Source organism: Streptomyces sp. NPDC020489 (genome assembly GCF_044386545.1).
Lineage (GTDB): Bacteria > Actinomycetota > Actinomycetes > Streptomycetales > Streptomycetaceae > Streptomyces.
Genome location: NZ_JBIRUZ010000002.1, coordinates 611,731 through 633,184, shown reverse-complemented (window position 1 = coordinate 633,184; position 21,454 = coordinate 611,731). Strand labels below are relative to the sequence as shown.

General features: G+C 72.1%; 23 protein-coding genes. 9 read left to right on the top strand and 14 right to left on the bottom strand.

Annotated elements, in window-relative coordinates:
• Window positions 1-134: 134 nt before the first annotated feature.
• On the bottom strand, window positions 135-1,430 hold the full coding sequence (locus tag ACH41F_RS06565) for an FAD-dependent oxidoreductase (protein WP_398833480.1): 1,296 nt from the start codon (window positions 1,428-1,430) through the stop codon (window positions 135-137).
• 224 nt (window positions 1,431-1,654) lie between these two features.
• Between ACH41F_RS06565 and ACH41F_RS06560 the strand changes: the two genes are divergently transcribed.
• Window positions 1,655-2,023: an ArsR/SmtB family transcription factor gene (locus tag ACH41F_RS06560; protein ID WP_398833478.1), complete on the top strand. Its 369-nt coding sequence runs from the start codon at window positions 1,655-1,657 to the stop codon at window positions 2,021-2,023.
• 17 nt (window positions 2,024-2,040) lie between these two features.
• Here ACH41F_RS06560 and ACH41F_RS06555 read toward each other — a convergent pair whose 3' ends face one another.
• Together ACH41F_RS06555 and ACH41F_RS06550 are read right to left on the bottom strand one after the other, a co-directional pair.
• Window positions 2,041-3,600, bottom strand: a complete 1,560-nt coding sequence (locus tag ACH41F_RS06555; protein WP_398833476.1) for a phosphodiester glycosidase family protein — start codon at window positions 3,598-3,600, stop codon at window positions 2,041-2,043.
• A gap of 375 nt (window positions 3,601-3,975) precedes the next feature.
• Window positions 3,976-5,394, bottom strand: coding sequence for a DEAD/DEAH box helicase (locus ACH41F_RS06550; protein ID WP_398833474.1), 1,419 nt, complete (start codon window positions 5,392-5,394; stop codon window positions 3,976-3,978).
• A gap of 421 nt (window positions 5,395-5,815) precedes the next feature.
• On the opposite strand from ACH41F_RS06550, the gene ACH41F_RS06545 reads away from it, so the two are divergent.
• Both ACH41F_RS06545 and ACH41F_RS06540 read left to right on the top strand, forming a co-directional pair.
• Window positions 5,816-6,019: a cold-shock protein gene (locus tag ACH41F_RS06545; RefSeq protein ID WP_037751662.1), complete on the top strand. Its 204-nt coding sequence runs from the start codon at window positions 5,816-5,818 to the stop codon at window positions 6,017-6,019.
• A 190-nt stretch (window positions 6,020-6,209) separates the two neighbouring features.
• Window positions 6,210-7,304 (top strand): hypothetical protein, encoded by a 1,095-nt coding sequence (locus tag ACH41F_RS06540; RefSeq protein ID WP_398833472.1) that lies wholly within the window; start codon window positions 6,210-6,212, stop codon window positions 7,302-7,304.
• On the opposite strand, the gene ACH41F_RS06535 is transcribed toward ACH41F_RS06540, so the two are convergent.
• Both ACH41F_RS06535 and ACH41F_RS06530 read right to left on the bottom strand, forming a co-directional pair.
• A complete protein-coding gene (locus tag ACH41F_RS06535) occupies window positions 7,213-8,421 on the bottom strand; it encodes a sensor histidine kinase (RefSeq protein WP_398833470.1) in 1,209 nt (402 codons plus the stop codon). The genes ACH41F_RS06540 and ACH41F_RS06535 overlap by 92 nt on opposite strands.
• On the bottom strand, window positions 8,414-9,109 hold the full coding sequence (locus ACH41F_RS06530) for a response regulator transcription factor (protein ID WP_398833468.1): 696 nt from the start codon (window positions 9,107-9,109) through the stop codon (window positions 8,414-8,416). The genes ACH41F_RS06535 and ACH41F_RS06530 overlap by 8 nt, the downstream gene beginning before the upstream one ends.
• Before the next feature lie 211 nt (window positions 9,110-9,320).
• Between ACH41F_RS06530 and ACH41F_RS06525 the strand changes: the two genes are divergently transcribed.
• From ACH41F_RS06525 to ACH41F_RS06510, 4 genes are all read left to right on the top strand, one after another.
• Window positions 9,321-10,442: an endonuclease/exonuclease/phosphatase family protein gene (locus ACH41F_RS06525; RefSeq protein ID WP_398833466.1), complete on the top strand. Its 1,122-nt coding sequence runs from the start codon at window positions 9,321-9,323 to the stop codon at window positions 10,440-10,442.
• A 132-nt stretch (window positions 10,443-10,574) separates the two neighbouring features.
• Entirely contained in the window at window positions 10,575-11,645 is a 1,071-nt protein-coding gene (locus ACH41F_RS06520; RefSeq protein WP_398833464.1) for a hypothetical protein, read from the top strand.
• 2 nt (window positions 11,646-11,647) lie between these two features.
• The gene (locus tag ACH41F_RS06515) at window positions 11,648-12,757 is read left to right on the top strand and encodes a hypothetical protein (RefSeq protein ID WP_398833462.1); all 1,110 of its coding nucleotides are present in this window, start codon (window positions 11,648-11,650) and stop codon (window positions 12,755-12,757) included.
• A gap of 50 nt (window positions 12,758-12,807) precedes the next feature.
• On the top strand, window positions 12,808-13,548 hold the full coding sequence (locus tag ACH41F_RS06510) for a VOC family protein (RefSeq protein ID WP_398833460.1): 741 nt from the start codon (window positions 12,808-12,810) through the stop codon (window positions 13,546-13,548).
• Window positions 13,549-13,574: 26 nt separating this feature from the next.
• Here the strand turns inward: ACH41F_RS06510 and ACH41F_RS06505 are convergent, their stop codons facing one another.
• On the bottom strand, window positions 13,575-14,777 hold the full coding sequence (locus ACH41F_RS06505; protein ID WP_391232056.1) for a helix-turn-helix domain-containing protein: 1,203 nt from the start codon (window positions 14,775-14,777) through the stop codon (window positions 13,575-13,577).
• 148 nt (window positions 14,778-14,925) lie between these two features.
• Here ACH41F_RS06505 and ACH41F_RS06500 point away from each other — a divergent pair, with 148 nt between their 5' ends.
• On the top strand, window positions 14,926-16,425 hold the full coding sequence (locus ACH41F_RS06500; protein WP_398833458.1) for a long-chain fatty acid--CoA ligase: 1,500 nt from the start codon (window positions 14,926-14,928) through the stop codon (window positions 16,423-16,425).
• A gap of 27 nt (window positions 16,426-16,452) precedes the next feature.
• Here the strand turns inward: ACH41F_RS06500 and ACH41F_RS06495 are convergent, their stop codons facing one another.
• The 8 genes from ACH41F_RS06495 to ACH41F_RS06460 all read right to left on the bottom strand — a co-directional run bounded on the left by ACH41F_RS06495 (window position 16,453) and on the right by ACH41F_RS06460 (window position 20,226).
• Window positions 16,453-16,791 (bottom strand): gas vesicle protein K, encoded by a 339-nt coding sequence (locus ACH41F_RS06495; protein ID WP_398833662.1) that lies wholly within the window; start codon window positions 16,789-16,791, stop codon window positions 16,453-16,455.
• Window positions 16,792-16,870: 79 nt separating this feature from the next.
• The gene (locus ACH41F_RS06490; RefSeq protein WP_391232059.1) at window positions 16,871-17,092 is read right to left on the bottom strand and encodes a gas vesicle protein GvpJ; all 222 of its coding nucleotides are present in this window, start codon (window positions 17,090-17,092) and stop codon (window positions 16,871-16,873) included.
• Window positions 17,089-17,925, bottom strand: a complete 837-nt coding sequence (locus ACH41F_RS06485) for a GvpL/GvpF family gas vesicle protein (RefSeq protein ID WP_398833456.1) — start codon at window positions 17,923-17,925, stop codon at window positions 17,089-17,091. The genes ACH41F_RS06490 and ACH41F_RS06485 overlap by 4 nt, the downstream gene beginning before the upstream one ends.
• A complete protein-coding gene (locus ACH41F_RS06480; protein WP_398833454.1) occupies window positions 17,922-18,335 on the bottom strand; it encodes a gas vesicle protein in 414 nt (137 codons plus the stop codon). The genes ACH41F_RS06485 and ACH41F_RS06480 overlap by 4 nt, the downstream gene beginning before the upstream one ends.
• A 21-nt stretch (window positions 18,336-18,356) precedes the next feature.
• A complete protein-coding gene (locus tag ACH41F_RS06475) occupies window positions 18,357-18,605 on the bottom strand; it encodes a gas vesicle protein GvpG (RefSeq protein WP_391232063.1) in 249 nt (82 codons plus the stop codon).
• Window positions 18,606-18,642: 37 nt separating this feature from the next.
• Window positions 18,643-19,362 (bottom strand): GvpL/GvpF family gas vesicle protein, encoded by a 720-nt coding sequence (locus tag ACH41F_RS06470; protein ID WP_398833451.1) that lies wholly within the window; start codon window positions 19,360-19,362, stop codon window positions 18,643-18,645.
• A gap of 2 nt (window positions 19,363-19,364) precedes the next feature.
• Entirely contained in the window at window positions 19,365-19,820 is a 456-nt protein-coding gene (locus ACH41F_RS06465) for a gas vesicle protein GvpJ (protein WP_391232066.1), read from the bottom strand.
• Between the two features lie 28 nt (window positions 19,821-19,848).
• Window positions 19,849-20,226, bottom strand: a complete 378-nt coding sequence (locus ACH41F_RS06460) for a gas vesicle protein (RefSeq protein WP_398833449.1) — start codon at window positions 20,224-20,226, stop codon at window positions 19,849-19,851.
• A 219-nt stretch (window positions 20,227-20,445) separates the two neighbouring features.
• On the opposite strand from ACH41F_RS06460, the gene ACH41F_RS06455 reads away from it, so the two are divergent.
• The gene (locus ACH41F_RS06455) at window positions 20,446-21,453 is read left to right on the top strand and encodes a histone protein (RefSeq protein WP_398833447.1); all 1,008 of its coding nucleotides are present in this window, start codon (window positions 20,446-20,448) and stop codon (window positions 21,451-21,453) included.
• Window position 21,454 lies beyond the last annotated feature (1 nt).

Genomic DNA, 21,454 nt, shown 5'->3' with positions numbered 1-21,454 from the left:
GATGCCCCCACCGTCGCGAAGACTGCCCCGCGGGGTGGGGGCCAACTCATGAAAGCCGCCTGGACACTTGTGCGGCCTGCGGGAAGCCGACGCGCAGGGCTCTCGAAGGTGAACCCCCCGCTGGGCGGGCGCGTTCAGCAGCACCCGGCGGACTGCTCGGGTGCGTCGAAGAGGCCCGCGCCGCCGCAGACGCCGGTCTCGGGGAGGGTGAGTTCGACGCGCTCGGCGGCCTCCTGGTCGCCCGCGATCGCGGCGGTGACGGAGCGGACCTGCTCGTATCCGGTGAGGGCGAGGAAGGTGGGGGCGCGGCCGTAGGACTTCATGCCGACGAGGTAGACGCCCTGTTCGGGGTGGGAGAGCTCGTTCACGCCGTGCGGGTAGACCGTGCCGCAGGAGTGGACGTTGGGGTCGATCAGCGGGGCGAGGGAGGTCGGTGCCTGGAGGCGTTCGTCGAGGGCGAGGCGGAGTTCGGAGAGGAAGGACAGATCGGGGCGGAAGCCGGTCAGGGCGATGATCTCGTCGACCGGGTCCGAACGGCGGCCGTCGTCCGCGACGAGGACGAGCCGGTCGCCGTCGCGCTCCACGGCCTGCGTGCGGAATCCGGTGACCGCGCTCGCGTGACCGTCCTCGACGGCCGCCTTGGCGCGCAGGCCGAGGGCGCCGCGGGCGGGGAGCTGGTCGGCCTCGCCGCCGCCGAAGGTCGCACCGGTGAGTCCCCGGCGCAGGATCCACAGCGCGTGTGTCCCGTCCGCTGCCTCCTCGGCCAGGTCGGCGAGGGCGGCGAGGGCGGTGAAGGCGGAGGCCCCTGAACCGACGACCGCGGTACGCCGGCCCGCGTACCGAGCGCGGACCGACGGGTCCTTGAGATCCGGGACGCGGTAACTGACGTGATCGGCGGCCGACTTCTCGCCGAGGGCGGGCAGGCCGTTCGCGCCCACCGGGCCGGGCGTGGACCAGGTGCCGGAGGCGTCGATGACGGCGCGGGCGCTGACGAGTTCTTCATGGCCGTCGGCGAACTGGAGGTGCACGGTGAAGGGTTGCTCGTCCCGGCCGGAGTCGACGACGCGGTCCCGGCCCGCGCGAGCGACACCGGTCACCCGGGCGCCGTAGCGGACCTTGTCCCCGAGGGCGTCGGCGAGTGGCTGGAGATAGCGCTCGGCCCAGTCGCCGCCGGTCGGGTAGCGGGCGGCTTCGGGGCGTACCCAGCCGGTGGGGGCCAGGAGCTTCTCCGCGGCGGGGTCGACGACCTCGGCCCAGGGGGAGAACAGGCGCACATGGGCCCAGTCCCGCACGGCGGTGCCCGCGGACGGCCCGGCCTCCAGGACCAGCGGCTCGATGCCTCGCTCGACGAGGTGGGCGGCGGCGGCCAGACCGATGGGGCCGGCTCCGATGACCACTACGGGCAGTGGGCCGGTGGTGAGCGCGTTCACGAGGCTCCCCTTTGTTTCGATGTTTGTCGATGGCTCGTTCCGGCCAGAATGGCACCTGCTTCGACGGGTGTCAACATAGACGTTCATCGAATCATTGAGCGCACCACTGCCAATGAGCCCACCCGCGCCGATGAACCCGCCCACGCCGATGAACCCACCCCTGCCAGGCCCACCCCCGTCGGTACCGCCTGGCCCGCTGCTTCGACATATGTCAACATAGACACATGTCGAACACGAACCTGCTCCCCGTCCTGGAACCCGCCGCCGACGCCGTCGCGCCGTGCTGCCCCCCGCTCACCGAGCGCCCCTTCACGGCGGAGGAGGCCGAGACGGCCGCCCGGATGTTCAAGGCGCTGGGCGATCCCGTACGGCTGCGGCTCTTCTCCGCCGTCGCCTCTCATGAGGGCGGCGAGGCGTGCGTGTGCGACATCTCCGACGTCGGCGTCTCCCAGCCGACCGTCTCCCACCACCTGAAGAAGCTCAAGGACGCCGGACTGCTCACCTCCGAGCGGCGTGGCACCTGGGTGTACTACCGGGTCGAGCCCTCCGTGCTGGCCGCGATGGGCAAGCTCCTCACCATCGCGGAGAACTGACTCGCCCTCCGGGTGCGTCAGCCCTGGTCGGGGTCCCGCAGGATCTGGACGGTGTCGCCGACCGCCCGCTCCCCGGTCGCATCGGACGGCGTGTTGACCAGGACCCCATTGACGGCCATCGCCGTCGAGCCGCCTCCGTCGAGGTTGAGGGCCTGGACGGCGCCCAAGGTCCGCATGAACCGCGCGGCCTCGGCGAGCGTGAAGCCCTCGCTGACGCCCGGCTGCCGGCCGTCGACGGTCGCGAGCAGCAGCCTGCCGTGCCGGTCGACGCCGGCCATCGTGCGGGGCTGGCGGACGTTGGACCACGCGAAGCCGAAGGAGAGGTCCAGCGGGTCGAGCGTGCCCTCGGTGGCGGCGTCGATGTGCACACGCCCGTTCTCGACCAGGGTGGGCGCCGCGCTGACCACGCTGTCGTCGGGCCCGAGCGCGATCCGCCGTCCGGACGCGTCCCGCACCCTCTCACGCAGGTGCAGCCGGCGGCCCACGTCGGCGTGCTCGGCGAGCCAGGTGGCCGCCTCACCGGTGCCCTGAAGCACGGCTCCCACCGCAGGCACCGTCCCGCCCCGGTCGCCGCGGGAGACCACGACACCGTCCTCGTCCAGTACGACCTGGGTGCCCGCGCCCGAGGGCAGCGGTGCCCCGAACTCGGTGGTGAACTCGACCAGGTCGTCCGCGAGCGAACACGTGAGGTCCTGACGGGGCAGCTCGGTGGGCACGGCCCCGGGGCGACCGCAGTTGCGCACCTTGCCCGGCACCCGGTTGACGCCCTCCACCGCGTGGACGGCGGACCCGGCGCGCACGGTGACGCTGCTGGACAGGTCCGCCACCCGGGCACGCCGCCCCCCGTCCTGGAGGACCAGCGCGGCCCGGGAACCGACCGCCATGGACTGCAACTCGCCGTCCACCACCGACAGTCCGGCCGTCGTGCCCTGGACGCCGTCCGCGTCGGATGTCACGAAGAACCCGCCGTTGACACCGACCAGGGAGCCCAGGCGCCGGGCCACGGTGGAGGTCTTCTCGCGGTCGGCGGTGTTGCCGCCGTCGCTGGCCTCGACCGTCCCCCGCAGCCGTCTGGGATCGACCACGGCCACATGGATGCGCTGTGCGTCGGCCGGCTGTCTTCCGTCGTACCCCGTCCACTCCACGGACGTCCGGAAACCCGCCCCCGACACTGCCGAGTTGAGAGACCGGGCCTCGCCCTGGGTGCCGTACCGCCCGACCCTGACCTGCCAGCCCATCGTGCCGCGCGGGGTGTCCGCGTAGGCGTCCCAGGTCACCCGCTCCAACCGGGGCTCGAACCCGGCCGCCCGCAGCTTCTCGGCGGTGGCGTCGGCCCAGGAGCGGTCGCCGAGCAGGGCCCAAGTGGGCGCCCCCGTCAGGCGGTTGACCGCTGGCGCCTGCACCGTGACCGTCCAGACACCTGCGGCCTCCGGGATGTCCAGCACTCCGGTGCGCACTTCGACCCCGGGAGCCACGTACTGCGTGGTCCACGAGATCCGGTCGCCGTCCGCGGCGCTGTCCCGCGCACTCGCGGCGGCGGAGGGGGCGAACGCGATGAGGGTCAGCGCGGTTCCCACCGCGAAGCCCCGTGCGGTCCTGCGGTGTCCACGGTGTCGTGCGTGTTCGAGCGTCGACCTGATGGGCCGACCGCTGCTCTGGTGGCCCGGCTGCGTGCCGCCCGCACCGCCGCCGTTCCCGGCAATCACAGACATGGCTCTCCCGTCCTAGGACCGTGCGGCACCCGGGCGCCGCGCCCGCCATCCCACTCCCGCACGAAGGCCGGCACGTGAAGAAGCGGGCATGAGAAGGGAAAGCTTCGCTGATATCCGCGGGTCCGAGAAGGCGGCCTGTGGAGCGTTTCCAGTCGTCCTTGACAGGTGCCCGACAGTCGAGGCCCGTCGAACACCGGCTCTGCGGGGGAGAGGTGAACCCCTCGCGGGACCGTGCCCGCGTCAGCGGCTCTTGCGTACCCGGGCCGCCGCGCGGGCTTCCGCCGCCTTACGCGCCTCGGCGGCCTTGCGGGACTCCTTCGCGGGCCGGCCCGCCTGGGAACCGAGGCCGCGGAAGGGGGCGTTGCCGGTCTTGGTCTTCGTCACGGTCGGCGGACGCTTCGCCCCGGTGATGGCGGTCAGCTTCGCCTCGCCGGAACGGACCTGGGTGACCGTCGGCCGGATCCCGGCGTCGGACATCATCCGGTTGACGTCGCGTCGCTGGTTGGGCGTGACCAGCGTGACCACGGTCCCGGACTCCCCGGCGCGCGCGGTACGCCCGCCGCGGTGCAGGTAGTCCTTGGCGTCGGCCGGCGGATCGACGTTGACGACGAGGTCGAGGGTGTCGATGTGGATGCCCCGCGCGGCGACGTTGGTGGCGACCAGCACGGTGATCTCGCCGTCCTTGAACTGGCCGAGGGTGTGCGTGCGTTGGGGCTGCGACTTCCCGCTGTGCAGGGCGCCGGCCCGTACGCCGCTGGCCCGCAGGTGACGGGTGAACTGATCCACGCCGGCCTTGGTGTCCAGGAACATCAGGACCCGGCCGTCGCGTGCGGCGATCTCGGTCGCGGTCGCGTACTTGTCGGCCGGGTGGATGTTCAGCACGTGGTGTTCCATCGTGGCGACCGAGCCCGCCGCCGGGTCGACCGAGGTGAGCACCGGGTCGTGCAGGTGGTCGCGGACCAGCTGATCGACGTTGCGGTCGAGAGTGGCCGAGAACAGCAGGCGCTGCCCGTCGGAGCGCACCTGCTCCATGATCTCCGTCACCTGCGGCAGGAAGCCCAGGTCACACATCTGGTCGGCCTCGTCCAGCACCGTGATCCGCACCTGGTCCAAGTGGCAGTCCCGGCGCGAGACCAGGTCGGTCAGGCGCCCCGGCGTCGCGATGAGCACGTCGACCCCGGCCCGCAGCAGCGCCTGCTGACGGTTGATGGACAGCCCGCCGACCACCGTCGCCAGCCGCACGTCCAACGTTCGCGCGTACGGTGCCAGAGCGTCGCTCACCTGCTGCGCGAGCTCCCTGGTCGGCACCAGGACCAGCGCGAGCGGTCGCTTCGCCGCCGCGCGTGAGCCCGCCGTACGGGTGAGGAGGGCCAGTCCGAAGGCGAGCGTCTTGCCGGACCCGGTCCGCGCCCGGCCGAGCACATCGCGACCGGCCAGCGCGTTGGGCAGGGTGGCGGCCTGGATCGGGAAGGGCTCCGTCACCCCGAGGCCGGTCATCGTCCGTGTCAGTTCCGACGGCAGCCCCAGGTCGGCGAAGGAGGCGGCCGGAGGCAGACCAGGGGTCACCGGCTGCGGCGTCGAGGGCTCGCCCGGTGCTCCTTGCGCGCGATGCGGTTCACCCGCGTGGGGGAGTCCGGAGGCCGACGGCTTCGCGTTCATGGGCACCTTTCTGGGTCGGGCGCCCCGGGAACGGCCCGGGGCCCGTACCTCTCGGCACGGGCCCCGGCGAGGTCGAAGCGTGCCCTCATTTTATCAGCGGCGCCCGGAGCCCTGCCGCTCCGGGCGGCGCGATCACCCGACGTGACCGAGCCCTGGATGCCCCGCTGCCTGACGGTTGGGGCCCTTTTCGCCCTGGGCCGGGCGGACTTGGCCGGTCGAATCTTCTCGGACTTCGCCATGGATCATCGCTGTTGCTCTCTGGTGAGGGACCGTTTCACCGTGTAGCGTCACTGTCAGCTGTCGTGGTTCGCAGTACCTGCCCGCGCCTTGGCGCGGGCGCTTTGCTGTGCAGTGCCGGACCAGGGCGATCACCTCCAGGGCCGCGCGGTGCGGCGCCTGACGTCGACTGAGAGGTACCAGCATGGCCAGCGGAACCGTCAAGTGGTTCAACGCCGAAAAGGGCTTCGGCTTCATCGCCCAGGACGGCGGCGGACCGGACGTCTTCGCCCACTACTCCAACATCAACGCCTCCGGCTTCCGTGAGCTCCAGGAAGGCCAGGCGGTCACCTTCGACATCACCCAGGGCCAGAAGGGCCCGCAGGCGGAGAACATCACCCCCGCCTGAACCAGCCCCCTCAGCTCCTGAGGTCGGTGCGATCTTCTGTCGGTCGGCGAGGCGTCCAGTACGCCGCGCCGGCCGACAGGCCGTTGCAGGCCCCCCGCCCCTTGTGTCCCCGTCCGGTGCCAACGCCGTGACATGCCAGGATGTGGCCATGGTGTGGCTGGGGAAACGCGGGTGGCGGACGGTCGGAAGCATGGCCGCCGCGGGCGCGGCACTGGCGGTGACGGCCTGCGGCACGGGCAGTGCCGACGACGCGCGCGCCGAGGACCGCGAGACGAAGTACCGGCGCGTCATCGAGGACCCCCACCCACGTCCCGCCGACGTCATCGAAATGGCCGGCGCCCCCGTCTCCGTGGCCCGCGCCGACGACGGCTCGCTGCTGCTGACGTACGAGGCCGCCAACGTCGAGGACGACGAGGGACCCGCCGCCACCGCCTGGCGCATCGTCGACCCCGGCGGCAGAACGGTCGCCGAGCACGCGGAACACGCGGACGCGGAGGCGACACGCGTCAGCTTCGAGGGCGTACCGGGGGGATTCGTACGGGTGCCCCAGGGGGAGGGCGCCGAGGGAGCCTACGTCCTCGACGTCCACGGTGAGCGGCGCGGGACCGTCGTCGCGAAGACCCCGATGCGGGCCCGGGCGGGCGACGTCCTGCTCACGGAGACGGAACCGACGCTCGTCTACCGTCCCGCCACCCGCACCGTGGCACCCCTGGCCGGGGTGCCGCAGGACGCCGTCCACGTCGCCGTCGACGAGCGCGGCACGGTCTGGAGCCTGGACCAGTCCCTCACCGACGAGCCCGACCGGGTCGTGTGGCAGCGCGACGCCCGGACCCTCGGCTCACAGGCCGTCCCCCAGCCGTACGCGGGCGGCGTCCTGACCGCACGGGGCGACACCGTGGCGCTCGCCCTCACCACGGACGACGGCGTAGCAGGCCTTTTGACGTCCACCGACGCGGGCGCGCACTGGACGACGCAGCACGCCGTCGGCATTCCGTGGAAGAACCTGAAGAGCGGCTCGGACCTGCTCGCCCTGGGGCTCCTCGCCGACGGGCGACTCCTCGTCGGCGAGGAAGGCGGCCCCCACTGGCTCGCCACCGACCCCACCGACACCGCCTTCCGCCGGCTCGAGACCCCGGCCCCCTTCACCTCCCTCACCGCCCACGGCACCACCCTCTACGGCATCGTGGACACCGTCACGTCGACGTACGACCTGGCCAAGGGGGAAGGGCTGTGGATCTCGGAGGACGCCGGGCGCGAATGGCGGCGTTACGAGCAGCGCGGCTAGCGTCGAGGACCTTGGAGTCGCCCGCCGTCGCGGGGAGTTCCACGGTGACGCTCATCCCGCCCGCGGGCCGTGGGGTGAGGGCGAGGGTTCCGTCGTGCGCGTGGGTGATGGACTGGACGATGGCGAGGCCGAGGCCGACGCCGTCGTGATCGGTGTGGATGCGTTCCGTGCCGCGCTGGAAGGGCTCGGTGAGTTTCGAGGCCAGCCGGGGCGCGAGGACGTCGCCGGTGTTCTCGACGGTGAGCAGCACGGTGTCCGGGCCCACGGCGGTACTGACCCGCACGGTGCCCCGCTCGGACAGGTTGTGGACGATCGCGTTGTGCACGAGGTTCGTGGTGAGCTGGAGCAGGAGCGCCGGCGAGCCGCTCGTGGGAGCGAAGTCGGCGCAGGTCTCGACGGTGATGCTGCGCTTCTCCGCCAGGGGCAGAAGGGTCTCGGTGGCCTCTTCCGCCAGGAGGGACAGATCCACCGGCTCTCGGGTGAAGGAGCGCTGGTCGGCGCGGCTGAGCAGCAGCAGCGCCTCGGTGAGGTCGATCGCGCGGGCGTTGACGGCGTGGAGGCGCTCGACGAGTTCGCCGGTGACCCGGCTCGGATCGGTGCGGGCCACGTCGAGAAGCGTCCGCGAGATCGCCAGGGGAGTGCGCAGCTCGTGCGAGGCGTTGGCCGCGAACCGCTGCTGTTCGGCCACATGCGCTTCGAGTCGGGCGAGCATCGCGTCGAAGGCGTCGGCGAGTTCGCGGAACTCGTCCCTGCGGCCCGGCAGCCGGACCCGGTGGGAGAGTGAGCCCTTCGTCGCCCTGCGCGTGGCGTCCGTGATGCGGCTGAGCGGGGCGAGCATCCGGCCGGCGAGGATCCAGCCGCCCACGAGGCCGAAGACCAGCAGGAACGCCAGCACCGCCGCCGCCCTCGGCGCGAACGTGCCCAGCAGGACGGACCGGATGGGGAAGACACCGCCGGTGGGCCGGTCGTCGGGGTTGTAGAGCATCGCGCGGTCGGGGACGTACCGCAGGAGGAACACCCAGACCGCCGCGAGCAGCAGGGTGCCGGCCAGCATGAGGAACCCGGCGTAGCTGAGGGTGAGCCTGACGCGCACGCTCAGGCCGGGTGCCCTATCCATGGCGGCCGCCGTCCTGTCCGTCCTTGGGCCGCGCGTCGATGCGGTAGCCGACGCCGGGCACGGTGGCGATGATCCAGGGTTCCCCGAGGCGCTTGCGCAGGGCCGAGACCGTGATCCGGACCGCGTTGGTGAACGGGTCGGCGTTCTCGTCCCATGCGCGTTCCAGGAGTTCCTCGGCGCTGACGACACCCCCCTCCGCGGCGACGAGCACGTCCAGTACCGCGAACTGCTTCCTGGTCAGCGCGATGTAGTGGCCGTCGCGGTACACCTCGCGGCGGAACGGGTCCAGGCGCAGGCCCGCGATCTCGCGCACCGGAGGCCTGCTGTGGGCCCTCCTGCGGTTGAGCGCCCTGAGCCTGAGCGCGAGTTCTCTGAGCTCGAAGGGCTTGGTGAGGTAGTCGTCGGCGCCCAGCGCGAACCCGGAGGCCTTGTCGTCGAGACGGTCGGCGGCCGTGAGCATGAGGATCGGCATGCCGCTGCCGGAGGCGACGATGTGCCGGGCGATCTCGTCACCGGACGGGCCGGGGACGTCGCGGTCGAGGACAGCGATGTCGTAGGTGTTCACGTCCAGCAGCTCCAGGGCGGTGTCGCCGTCCCCCGCGATGTCGGAGGCGATCGCTTCCAGACGGAGACCGTCGCGGATGGCCTCCGCCATGAACGGTTCGTCCTCGACGATCAATACACGCATGTCATCGATGCTACGAGTCGCCGCATATCGCCGACGTATCGAAAACCGCATACGCGCCCGCAACACCGCGCCGCCTTGACTGGCGGCATGATTCGGACCCCACTGCGCCCCGCGGCGGTCGACGTTGCCTGCCCGCGGATGTACGCCGATCCCACCCAGGCCCCCAGGACCCCAGGACGCAGCAGTGACCGGTGACGCACGAGGACAGACGATGACGGAGCGGGCGGTCACGGCCGGGACCGAGCAGCCGGTGACCGAGCAGACCGGCCCCGGCCACGGAAACCCCGGCCCCGACTCCCGGCGCCCCAGGTCCGGGGCCTGGCGCACCGCCCCGCGCCGGGCGCTCCGCGGCGTCTCCCGGCCGGAGACCTGGAGACGCGGCCCCGTGCCCGCGGTCCTCGCGCTGTGCCTCGGCCTGCTCATGCTGCTGCACGGGCAGGTCACGAACGCGCGGGGACTGGGGAGCCTGGTGGAGACCTTCCTGCCGTGGTTCGGCCTGTTCGTCCCGGTGCTGCTGGTCGCGGCCGTGTGGCGCCGCTCCGCCTCCACCATGGCCGCGCTGCTGCTGCCGGCCGTGGTGTGGCTGAACCTCTTCGGCGGGCTGCTCGGCGACAAGTCCCACACGGGCGGCGACCTCACCGTGGTCAGCCACAACGTCGGCGCCGACAACCCCGACCCGGTCGCCACGGCCCGCGAGCTGGCCGCCTCCGGAGCGCACCTGCTCGCGCTGGAGGAGATCACCCCGCAGGCGCTGGGAGAGTACGAGAGGGAGCTGGCCAGGACGTACCCCCACCACGAGGTCCGGGGCACCGTCGGCCTGTGGAGCAAGCTGCCGCTGTCGGACACCCGCACGGTCGACGTCGCGATGCAGGGCATGGCCGGACCACTCGCCGAGAACCTGTCGCCCGAGGAGAGGGCCGCCACGCCCCGGGCACTGCGCACGACGGTGGCCACGGACCAGGGACCGCTCGCGGTGTACGTGGCGCACCTCGGGTCCGTGCGGCTGATGCCCAGGAACGGTTTCTGGACGGCCCAGCGGGACGCCGGCGCGCAGGCGCTCGGCAGGGCCCTCGCCGCCGAGCGCAACGAGCGGGTGGTGCTGCTCGGCGACCTGAACGGCACCACGGACGACCGCGCGTTGACCGGCCTCACCTCCCGGCTGCGCTCCGCCCAGGAGACCGCCGGGGACGGGTTCGGCTTCACCTGGCCGGCGACGTTCCCGGTGGCCCGGATCGACCAGATCCTGGTCCGTGGCGTGCAGCCGCGGAGTGCGTGGGTGTTGCCGGCCACCGGCAGCGACCACCTGCCGGTGGCGGCGGGGATCAGCTGGTGAGCACCGGGCACCACGGCGGGCGACACCGGCCCGCGGACGCCGACGACATACGGCGGATCGGCCCTGTGCCGTGTGTTCACAGTTGAGGCCAACGCCCTTAAGCTGAGCGGCCTTCGCGTCTGGGGAGGTCTCGTGAAGGGGCTCCGAACGCTCGTCGTCTGCCTTGTGATCACGTGTGCCGCGATGGTGTCACCGGCCTCGGCCGTGACCCCGACCGCGGCCGTGACGCCGACCTGGTCGGCGCTGCCGGTGCCCCCGGCGGCCGCCACGCCGCTGACGGTGGCCGATCTCGCCGCCCGAGGCCCGGCGGAGGCCTGGGCCACCGGCTACGAACACGCCGCCGACGGACTGCGGCCGATGCTGTACCGCTGGGACGGCACGGCCTGGAGCCGGGACACCGGCTTCCCCGGCGCCGGGGAACCGGGCTGGCTGCGCAAGGTGCAGTTCGTCGGCGAGGAGGTGTGGATCTTCCAGAACCGGATGGGCGCGGGCGACATCCTGCGCCGGTCGGCCACCGGGTGGGACGCCCTCCCGCTGCCGCAGACCCTGTGGACCTACCAGGACTTCGCCGCCGTACCCGGCGCCGCGTGGGTGGTCGGCGAGGACGACACCGGGCTGAAGGTGCTGCACCACGACGGTTCCGGCTGGAGCGCCCAGTCCGTCCCGGACGGCGTCCGGTACGTGATGGGGATCAACGCCCGCACCGCCACCGACGCCTGGGCCTGGGCGGACACCGACACCGGCAGCACCGTCCTGCGCTGGGACGGCACGGCCTGGCGGGACGCGCACGTGCCCCTGCCGGCGAACGCCAACGTGCACACCATCCTGCTCGAACCGGCCGGCCGGATCACGATCGGCGGCAGCCAGTACACCGACGGCGCGCCCCGCACCTACCTGATGACCTTCAACGGGCATGCCTGGCGCACCACTTCCCCACCGCTGGGCGACACCTACACCGAGTCCATGGCGCGCGGCGCGGACGGCGCGCTGTGGCTGGCGATGCGCAGCGACCGCGCGTTCCAGTCGAAGTACGCGCGCGTGTCCGGCACCCGTACGACCTTCTCCTACGGCCCGGAGCGCACGAACGCCATCGACGTGCACCCGCGCGCACTGGCGAGGGCCGGGTCCTCGCTGCTGTCGTTCGGGACCGTCGAGATCTACGGCTCCAAACCGAACCTGATGAGCGAGCGGCTGGGAGGCTGACCATGGCACGCAGACTTCTCCTCGCCGTCCTCGCCGTCGCCATGGCGCTCGTGGCCACCCTGAGCCCGGCCGCGGCGGACACCCTGTCCTGGCAGCACCTTCCGGTCCCGGCACAGGTGCGCCCGCAGGCCACGCTGAACGAAGCCGCGGCCACCGGACCGGACCGGGCCTGGGCGGTGGGTGCCGACGCAGTCGGCCGCGAGGCGCCCGGCTTCCCGCTGGTGCTGCGCTGGGACGGGACCGCGTGGCAGCGGCAGAGCCTGCCCGGGGTCGCCTGGCAGGGCGAGCTGCTGTCGGTCGCCGCCACCGCACCGACCGCGGTGTGGGCGGTGGGCCGGGACTCGGCGGGCGGCGCCCGGCTCCTGCGCTTCGACGGCGTCGCCTGGTCCGAGAGCCGTCCCCCGCGCGGGGTCCAGCTGACCAGGGTGGTCACCGGCGGCGGCGAGACGTGGCTGATCGGCTCGCGGGACGGCGTACAGGTCCTGCTGCGTCGGGACGGGCGCGGCTGGCAGGAGGTGCCCGTGCCGCCCGGATGGGTCTACGGCCTGCACGTCCTCGCGGCCGACGACGTCTGGGCCGCGGGCGAGACCGGCTCGGGCGCGGCCGTGTCGCACTGGGACGGGCAGGCGTGGCAGCAGACGGTCGTGGACGGGTACCCGAGGTCGGCCGTGGGCAGTGTGCTCGCCGTCTCCCCGACCGAGGTGTGGGCCGGAGGCACCGGCGGGTTCGTCGGCGGCCCGGTGGGCCGGCCGATCCCGCCCCTGCTGGCCCGCTGGGACGGGCAGAGCTGGAAGCGGGTGACGATCCCCACCGACTTCGGCGGGGTCACCTCCCTGACCCCGGACGCCTCCGGCGAGCTGGGCTGGGTGGCCGTGGCCAACGCGCAGAAGTGGGGCCCGCCGGGCAGCTACCCGCCGCTCGTCCCCGGCCCGGACTTCCTCGCCTGGGACGGGCAGTCGTTCGCCGAGTACAGCGAGCCGACGGTGCCCGGCGAGGGCGACTCCCGCACGCTGCGGCTCGCGCCGGTACCCGGCACGCGGACGGTGTGGTCGGTCGGCCGTGCCACCGGCCCCGAGAACACCTTCGCCCCGCGCATCCTGCGCTTCGGCTGAGACACGGACGCCGGGGCCGCCGTCGCGGAGGGGGTGCATAGGATCACGGAATGGCACTGCGACCGGTTCACGTGAACATGAAGGCCCTGGACGCCTCGGCGGTCGGCCGGTTCTGGGCGGATGCGCTCGGCTGGACCGCCTACAGTCCCGGCGTGACCACCTACGTCGGTCCCCCCGGCGGCCTCGTCTGGCCGGACCCGGCCGTCCTCGGCATCGACGTCGTGCCCGTCCCGGAACCCAGGACGGCGACGAAGAACCGTGTGCACCTCGACCTCGCCACCACCTCCGCGGCCCATCAGACGGAGTTGGTCGAGCGCCTGAGGACGCTCGGCGCGACACCCGTCGACGTGGGCCAGGGGCAGGTGCCGTGGACCGTCCTGGCCGACCCCGAGGGCAACGAGTTCTGCGTGCTGGAGCCCCGGGAGGTCTACCGGGACACCGGGCCGGTCGCCGCGGTGGTCGTCGACTGCGCGGACCCGCGCGCGATGGCCCGGTTCTGGGACGCGGCCGTGGACTGGACCCTGCTCGACGTGACCGACGACCACGCCACCTTCCGCTCCGCCAAGAACACCGGCCCCTATCTCGAGTTCCTCCGCACGCCCGACGCGAAGACCGCGCCGGACCGCGTCCATCTCGACCTGCTGCCGTACCCCGGCGACGACAAGCCGGCGGAGGTCGCGAGGCTGCGGAGCCTCGGCGCCACCGACCTCGACGTGGGGCAGGGAGACGTGCCCTGGACCTGCCTCACCGATCCGGACGGCCACGAATTCTGCGTACTTGCCCCGTCCTGAGACGAGACGGGCGGCGCCCCTTGACGTCAGTCGTCCGCTGTCAGGGGTGCGTCGGAGACCCGCGCCCCCGTGGCACCGCGCGTCACGAGCAGTGCCGCGCCGAGATCGGCCACCATGTGCGGGTCCGAGAGGGAGCGGCCCGTCAGCTCCTCGACGCGGCGCAGCCGGTAGCGGACGGTGTTGGGGTGGACGTAGAGCCGTTCCGCCGCGGTCGTGGCGGAGCCACCGGCGGCGAACCAGCTCTCCAGCGTGTCCAGGAGCCTGACGCGTTCCAGGCCAGGAAGGTCGAGTACGGGTCCGAGCACCACGTTCATCAGGTGCGCGGCCTCCGCGGGTGCGGCGGCGACGAGCATGGCGAGCGGGTTGTCGTCGAAGCGGGCCACACCCGGGGCGTCGCCCGGCAGGCCCGCGAGCGCCAGGCGGGCGAAGCGCAGGGCCTGGGGCGTGTCGCGCAGGGAGGCGAAGGAAGGGCTGACGCCCACGCGGGCGCCGGAGCGCCGCAGCAGGCGCAGGGCCGTGGCCTCCGCCTTCGGTGTGGCGACGGCGATGAGGCCGATCTGCTGGTCCGGCAGCAGCCGCCAGGCGGAGGCCAGATGAGCCTGTCGCAGCGAGGCCTCCGCGCCGGGCAGGGGCTCCACGCCGGGGGAGTCCGCGGACGCCGCGACGACGGTGTAGGGGCCGCGTTCCGGCAGGCCCAGCTCGCGAGCCGCTTCCCACAGGGTGATGCGGTCGGCGATCACGCCGGAGAACAGCGCCTCGACCAGGGCCGAACGCCGGGCGCCGCGCTGCTCGGCCAGCTCGGCGCTGGTCTCCCGGTGCGCGGCCGCCACGGCTTCGGCGTACAGGCCGAACAGGTGCCACAGGTCCGCCGAGCGGTCCACCAGCTGGATGTCGGGGACCAAGGGGTGGGCGCGCGCCTCTGTGAGGATCTCGGACCACACGCACTCGAAGCCGATCCGGTAGGCGTGCAGGATGTCCGGCAGCGGCATGCCCTGCTCGGCGCGGGTGCGGCCGGTCTGCCGGGCGGGATCGGGGTCCGGGCCGATGAGACCGAGCAGATGGCGCAGCAGCAGGTCCACGTTGGCGGTGCAGGACGTGCGCAGCGAGTCGAAGGGGATGAGCGACTCGTCGGCGTACACGGGGACCTCGGAACGGATGCGTTCCGCGATCCGCCCGCCCAGCTCGGGGTACCGGCCGTGGATCACCGCGAGCACGTCTGAGAGGTCCATCAGCGCAGCTTAATGCGGCTGTTTTGTTCGCGGGAACAGTTGGCGGCGTGGGACGGTGTCGTATCGCCCATAGGCGAGGGCCGTGGTTCGGCGCACGATGTCGCCCACGTGAACAACGGATGTCGACGGTGAGTTCGTGGAGGCAGGCATGGCGAATCTGGCGGAGTTCCTGGTGCGGACGGCGGCCCGGCAGCCGCGGCGCCCCGCACTGCGACTGGGCCTCGACAGCGTCTCCTACGGGGAGTTGGACGAGCGCAGCGCCCGGGCGGCCGCGCTGTTGCGGGCCGAGGGCGTACGCCCCGGCGATCGCGTCGCCCTGATGCTGCCCAACGTCCCCGAATTCGTCGTCCTCTACTACGGCGCCCTGCGCGCCGGGGCGATCGTGGTGCCGCTGAACCCGCTGCTGAAAGAACGGGAGACCGCCTACCACCTGACCGACTCCGGAGCCGTGCTGCTCCTCGAATGGCACCAGGCACCCGGCGAGGGCGCCCAGGGCGCGGCGAGTGCCGGAGTGCGGCGCATCGCGGTGGAGCCCGCGTCCCTCGCCGCGCTGCTCGCCGGGCACGAGCCGCTGACCGAGGTGGCGCGGACGGCCGGCGACGACATCGCCGTCCTGCTGTACACCTCCGGCACCACCGGCAAGCCCAAGGGCGCCGCGCTCACCCACGCCGGGCTGCGGCACAACACCGAGATCATGGAGTCCCGGGTCGCGCAGATGACGTCGGACGACGTGGTCGTGGGATGTCTGCCGCTGTTCCACATCTTCGGCCAGATCTGCACGATGAGCGTGGCCATCCGCAGCGGCGCCTCGCTCACCCTCGTGCCCCGGTTCGAACCGCGGGCCGTCCTGGACGCCATCGCCCGGGACCGGGCCACCGTGTTCGAGGGCGTGCCGACCATGTACGCGGCCCTGCTCCAGCATCCGGCGGAGGCGGACGTGTCGACGCTGCGGATGTGCATCTCCGGCGGCGCGTCACTGCCCGTGGAAGTGCTGCGCGCCTTCGAGGAGCGCTTCGGGTGCGCGGTGCTGGAGGGTTTCGGGATGTCCGAGACCAGCCCGGTGGTGACCTTCAACCACGTCGACCGCCCCCGCAAGGCCGGGTCCATCGGGACGCCGATCCAGGACGTGGAGGTCCGGCTGCTGGACGACCAGGGCCAGGACGTGGACCCCGGCGCGATCGGCGAACTGGCCGTGCGCGGCCCGAACGTCATGAAGGGCTACTGGAACCGCCCCGAGGCGACGGCGATCGCCATCCCCGACGGCTGGCTGCGCACCGGTGACCTCGGCCGGCGGGACGAGGACGGTTACCTCTACATCGTCGACCGCAAGAAGGACATGATCATCCGCGGTGGCTACAACGTGTACCCGCGCGAGATCGAGGAGGTCCTGCACGAGCACCCGGCCGTCGGCCTCGCCGCGGTGGTGGGCGTACCGCACCAGGAGCTCGGTGAGGAGATCGCCGCCGCGGTGGTGCTGCGCCCGGGCGCGCAGGCGACGCCGGACGAGCTGCAGCGCTACGTCAAGGACCGGGTGGCGGCGTACAAGTACCCCCGGGCCGTGTGGCTGATGGACTCCCTGCCGACGGGGCCGAGCGGCAAGATCCTCAAGCGGGAGATCAGCGCGCCGGCAGCGCGGCCGAGGGGCTGAGGGCCGGGCCACCGGGACTCGCCCGCGCTAGGTGTGGGGCGGCAGCAGGGGGCCCAGCGGGCCGAGATCGAGGTTGAGGTCCTCCAGCGCATAGCCGTGCTCGGCGCACAGGTCGGCCAGGCGGTCGTGGAGGGCCAGCAGGGTGGCTCCCAACTCCTCCTCCTGTTCGTCGGTGAGGTCTCCCGCGTCCACGCGGCGCAATGCCTGGCGCTCGATGAGCTGGCGCAATAGCTCGACCACGGTGAGCACGAGCTTCAGGAGGTCTTCCTCGACCGTGTCACGGTCGGTGTACATGCGGTGGGCCGGGCGCGGGGCTGCCTCGTCTGGCAGGGGAGGCGCTTTGAGCAGCCGCAGCGCCTGGGACATGCTGTCCCCGACGCCCTCCAGCGCGGGTGCCGGGGGCGGCGACGGGCGAGGGGTCTGCCGCTGGGGGCGTTCGCGTTCCTCACTCACCGGGGCCGCCCTCCTGCGGCGCGATGGCCGGGCGTGTCTCGGAGCTGACGGACACGACCAGGGCGCGCAGGGAGATACGGACGAGGTCGATGCCGGCGATGGAGAGAACGATGTCGCCGGTGATGACGACGCCGCCGCTGAGCAGCCGGTCGAGAAGGTCCACGAGGGCCACCTGGCGCCCGGGAAGCGGCTCTCCGTACCTGTCGACCGTCATGGGGCGCGCTCCTCGCCGGCAGCCGCGTTCCGAGGTTCGGCCGGCGGCATGGCGAAGGAATACGGGGCCCAGGGACCGGTCACCTCGACACGAACGCCGTGGAAGGCTCGGGCGGCCTCGGCGATGGCGGCCCGGAACGGCTCCGCGTACGCGTCGGGGATCAAGTAGGCGTCGTTGAGGACGTTCTCGGCGGGACCGCTCAGGCTGCCGCTCTGGGTGGGGTGGCGCACGCGCTGGGAGGCGTATCGGGAGCCGATGGCGTCGACGGCCGCGGCGGCCTTCTGCGCCTGGCTGTAGACGGCTTCCTGGGCGTTGTGCTGGGCCCTGCGGCGCTGGAGGTACGCCTTGCCGGGAGTGGCGGTGCCGGCGGCATTTCCGCTTTCGGGCGGGGCAGCGGAGGTGGGGTCGAGGTAGATCTTCACGCCGAACTCGGTGTGGTCGGCGAGCTGGGCGAGCCTGTCGGCGAAGACATTGTGCTGCTCGGCGAGCGCTCGGCGGGCGCGGTCGTCGTCCTGGTAGACGGTGGCCATACGAAGGGGCAGGACGGTGGCGTGCAGGGCGAGTGACTGGATGACGTCGTGGTGGGCGCGTGCGACGCTCTCGAGCCACTCCAGGTCCTCGAAGTGGTGCTTCAGTCCGTGCTCGCCGAAGTCACGGTGGGGGACGTGGCCGGCGGCGAGGGCCAGGGGCGGCTGAGCGGCGTCGGGGCCGGCGGTGAGGAGGAGGACGGGTGAGCCGTAGATCCCGCGGAGCCCGGTGGCGGCGTCGCGGAGGTCCGTCGTCAGGGGGGCCACGGCGTAGACGTAGGTGAGGGTGTCGTCAGGTGTGCTCATGTGCGGCGCCCCCGTGCGGTTCCCTCACCCGTCTCGGGCTCCTCGCCGGTGGCACGGGTTAGTTCCTCGCCGTCGACGCGCTCGCGGCGCAGGGCCTCCAACTCGGCGCGCAGGCGCCGGTTCTCCTGCTCGAGAGGGCTGCCCGTGTGCCGGGAGGAGAGTGAGGGGTCGTGCTCCCACCAGTCGATGCCCATCTCTTTCGCCTTGTCGACGGAGGCGACCAGGATCCGGAGTTTGATCGTCAGCAGTTCGATGTCGAGGAGGTTGATACGGATGTCGCCGGCGATGACGATGCCCTTGTCGAGGACTCTCTCCAGGATGTCGGCGAGGCTGGAGGTGCTTTGTCCGTACGGCGTCGGGGCAGCGCGCGACGGGAAGGATCCCAGTCGGTCGGGTAGTGGCTCGGACACGTGGGAAGCCTCCCTTGACCCTCAGGGGTGTTGCCGGCGGAACTCCGCGATCTCTGTCAACCGGTCGATCAGTTCGTCCTCCCGGCGGTCGAAGGTCTCCTCGTCGATCTCGCCGCGCAACAGCCGCTGCTCCAGGTCGGCCAGCTCGCGCCGGACGGGGGCCGGGTCGTAGTACTCCTCTTCGGCCTTCTCAGCGACCCGTTGGGCGGCCCATACGACGGCCTCCACCGGTGCGACGGGAAGGGTGAACAGCCGGCTCAGCAGTCCCATCTCGTCTCCTCCCGCCACGTTCGAAGAATCGTGACTGTCACTGGACGAAGCTGTACGGGGGCAGGGGGCCGGTGAGCCGGAAGTCGACTCCGTCGTCGATCTGCGCGGTGAGGCCCGCCTGCGCTGCCAGGAGGTCGTCCTTGCGCTCGTGCGGCACGAGCAGCGACAGGTTCAGGAAGTCAGGGGGCGAGGGCGGACGAGTGGCGTGCTCGCGCGCGTAGGGAGCCAGTGCGTGGACCAGCCCGGTGGCCAGTGCGTCCTGGCGTTCCTGTACTTCGCGGGCGACGAGTTCGCCGAGCGCGAGAGGCAACTGCGGGTCCTGGGCACCGGATCGGATCCGCTCGTTGAGTTCCCTCGCCTCGGGCGAGTCCCGCAGGATCCGGCGCAGCAACTCGTCCTCGTCCGCCTGGGTCGCCCGTGCGTGGTACTCGGCGCAGCCGTCGAGTCGTTCCAGAGTGGCCAGGTATGCGTCCGGGTTCTCTTCGAGGGCCTGCCGGACGGTCTGCTCGTCAGGGGCGATGTACCCGAACTGCAGCGGCAGGACCACCGCGTCGGCCATGAGGCGCTCCTGCACCTCCTGGTGTGCCTGGAGGTCCCGGCGCTTGGGCCGGATCTCCTCGGAGACGTCGCTGATCACTGCGCTCAGGAGGCCGGCGGTGACGGTGCGCACGGGCGCGGGGTGGGAGCCCACCCCTTGCAGCCCGTCGAGGCGGTGGGGATGCTCCTTGCCGGTGATCGCGTAGACGTAGAGCGTCATGGTCACTCCCTCTCCCGGCGTACCGGACGCCGGGCGGGACGCCGCTTCCTGGGGGCGGCTTCCTCCTCGGCCTCCTCCTCAGGTTCTTCCTGCTTGGAGGACCGGCCGGTGAGGGAGTCGGTCACGGCGTCCACCGCTCCGCTGAGCGCACCCTTGGACTTGCCGCGGGCGCCGCCCTCCATCATCGTTCCGACGACTTCGGGGAGTTGGGCCGGTGCCTTGCGGCCCGCTTCGAGGTCGAGGCGGTTGCACGCTTCGGCGAAGCGCAGGTAGGTGTCCACGCTGGCCACCACGATGCGGACATCGATCTTGATGAGCTCGATGCCCACCAGCGAGATGCGGATGAACACGTCGATGACCAGACCGCGGTCGAGTATGAGCTCCAGGACGTCGTAGAGGCTGCCCGAACCGCTCGGGCCCCTGCTCACGCTGCTGCCGCTCTGCGGCACCATGGTCATGGCGCCTCCCTTCCCGGCGATCTGGACGTCAGGTCGGCCGGTCGATCATTCCTCGGCTGTAGCGGCGGGTCCGTTCGTAGGAGACCAGCTGTCCCTCCGGATCCAGGGTGACTTTGTAGCTGGCCATCACGCTGGTCGTGTCGGGGATGCGTTCCAGTTCGACCACCTCCACCTGCGCCTGCCAGCCGTCCTCGGTCGGCTTGAGGGAGGAGACGGAGTCGGGAGCCCGGCCCAGGAGTTGGGCCAGCTGCCCGGCTGCGGAGCGCATCGCCGAAGCCGCGTTGGGAACCCCGGCCTTCCGCTTGGGGGCGGAGTCGCGGTGTGCGGGAGCCCTGTCCTGCGACTCGACGTCCTCCTCGGTCCGGCGGGGACGGGCTCTGCGCGGTCGTGCCGGTTCTTCGGCCATCGGACGCTCCGCTGGGGGAATACCGAGTCGTGAATCTACAATGTCAGCATATAGGGAAATATGTTCCGCGTCGGGGGTGGGCGGCATACAGGCCGCACGAGCGGGGCGTGCCTCGGTCGGCGCCGTCAAGACAGCAGCCGGCACATCCGCAGACCCACCCGGTGTCCCTGGGCAGCGTCGAAACAGCCCGCAAGCGCCCCGGTGAAGGGACAGCAGCTCATGCAGGACTCGACCAAAATCGCGCTCGCGGCCGCCGTGGCCGGGGGCTATGTACTCGGTCGGACAAAGAAGGGCCGTCTCGCGTTCACTGCGGCGACCTACCTTGCCGGCCGTCGTTTCGCGCTTGAGCCCGGCCAGCTCATGACGCAGGGCCTCGCCAAGCTGAAGGAGACGCCTCAGTTCGCCGAGATGAGCGAGCAGCTTCGCGGTGAGGCTCTGGAGGCGGGCAAGAAGGCGGTGACCGCCGCGGCCAACCGCAAACTCGCCGACCTCGCCGACTCGCTCCACCAGCGGACCTCCGCATTGAGCAGCGGCGGCGCAGCCGAGGACGACGAGGACGACGAGGACCAGGAGGAGCCTGAGGGCTACGAGGACGAGGAGGAAGCCGAAGGGGGAGGCGAGGACGAGGACGAGGAGGACTACGAAGACGCGCAGGCCGAGGAGGGCTACGAGCCCGCGACGGACGAGGAGGAGGACGAGGACGAGGAGGAGGACGAGGACGAAGAGGAGGACGAGCAGGACGAGGAAGAGGGATCCGAAGACGGCTACGAGCCCGAGGAAGAAGAGGAACCCGAGGAGGAGCCTCCGCCTCGCAGGCGCCGCCGGCCCCCGGCCAAGGCTTCCCAGAGCGCACCGGCGCGCAGGGCCCGTCGCTCGGCTCCCGCAGAGCAGCCGCGCCCGGCTCGGAAGACGGCGGCGAAGAAGACCGCGGGGAAGAAGACCGCGGCCAAGGCGCCGACGAAGACCCCGTCCAAGCAGGCGGCCGCGAAGAAGACCGCGCCGTCCAGGACGGCCGCGAAGAAGACGGCGTCGAAGGCTCCGGCGAAGAAGACCGCGGCGCGCGGTTCGGCGAGCAAGGCACCCGCCAAGAAGACGGCGGCCAAGCGTGCCCCGGCGAGCAAGACAGCCGCGAAGAAGACCGCTGCGCGCACTCCGGCACGCAAAACGGCAGCCAAGAAGACCACGGCGAAGAAGACGCCGGGTCGCAAGCCGTCCACGCGGAGGTAGG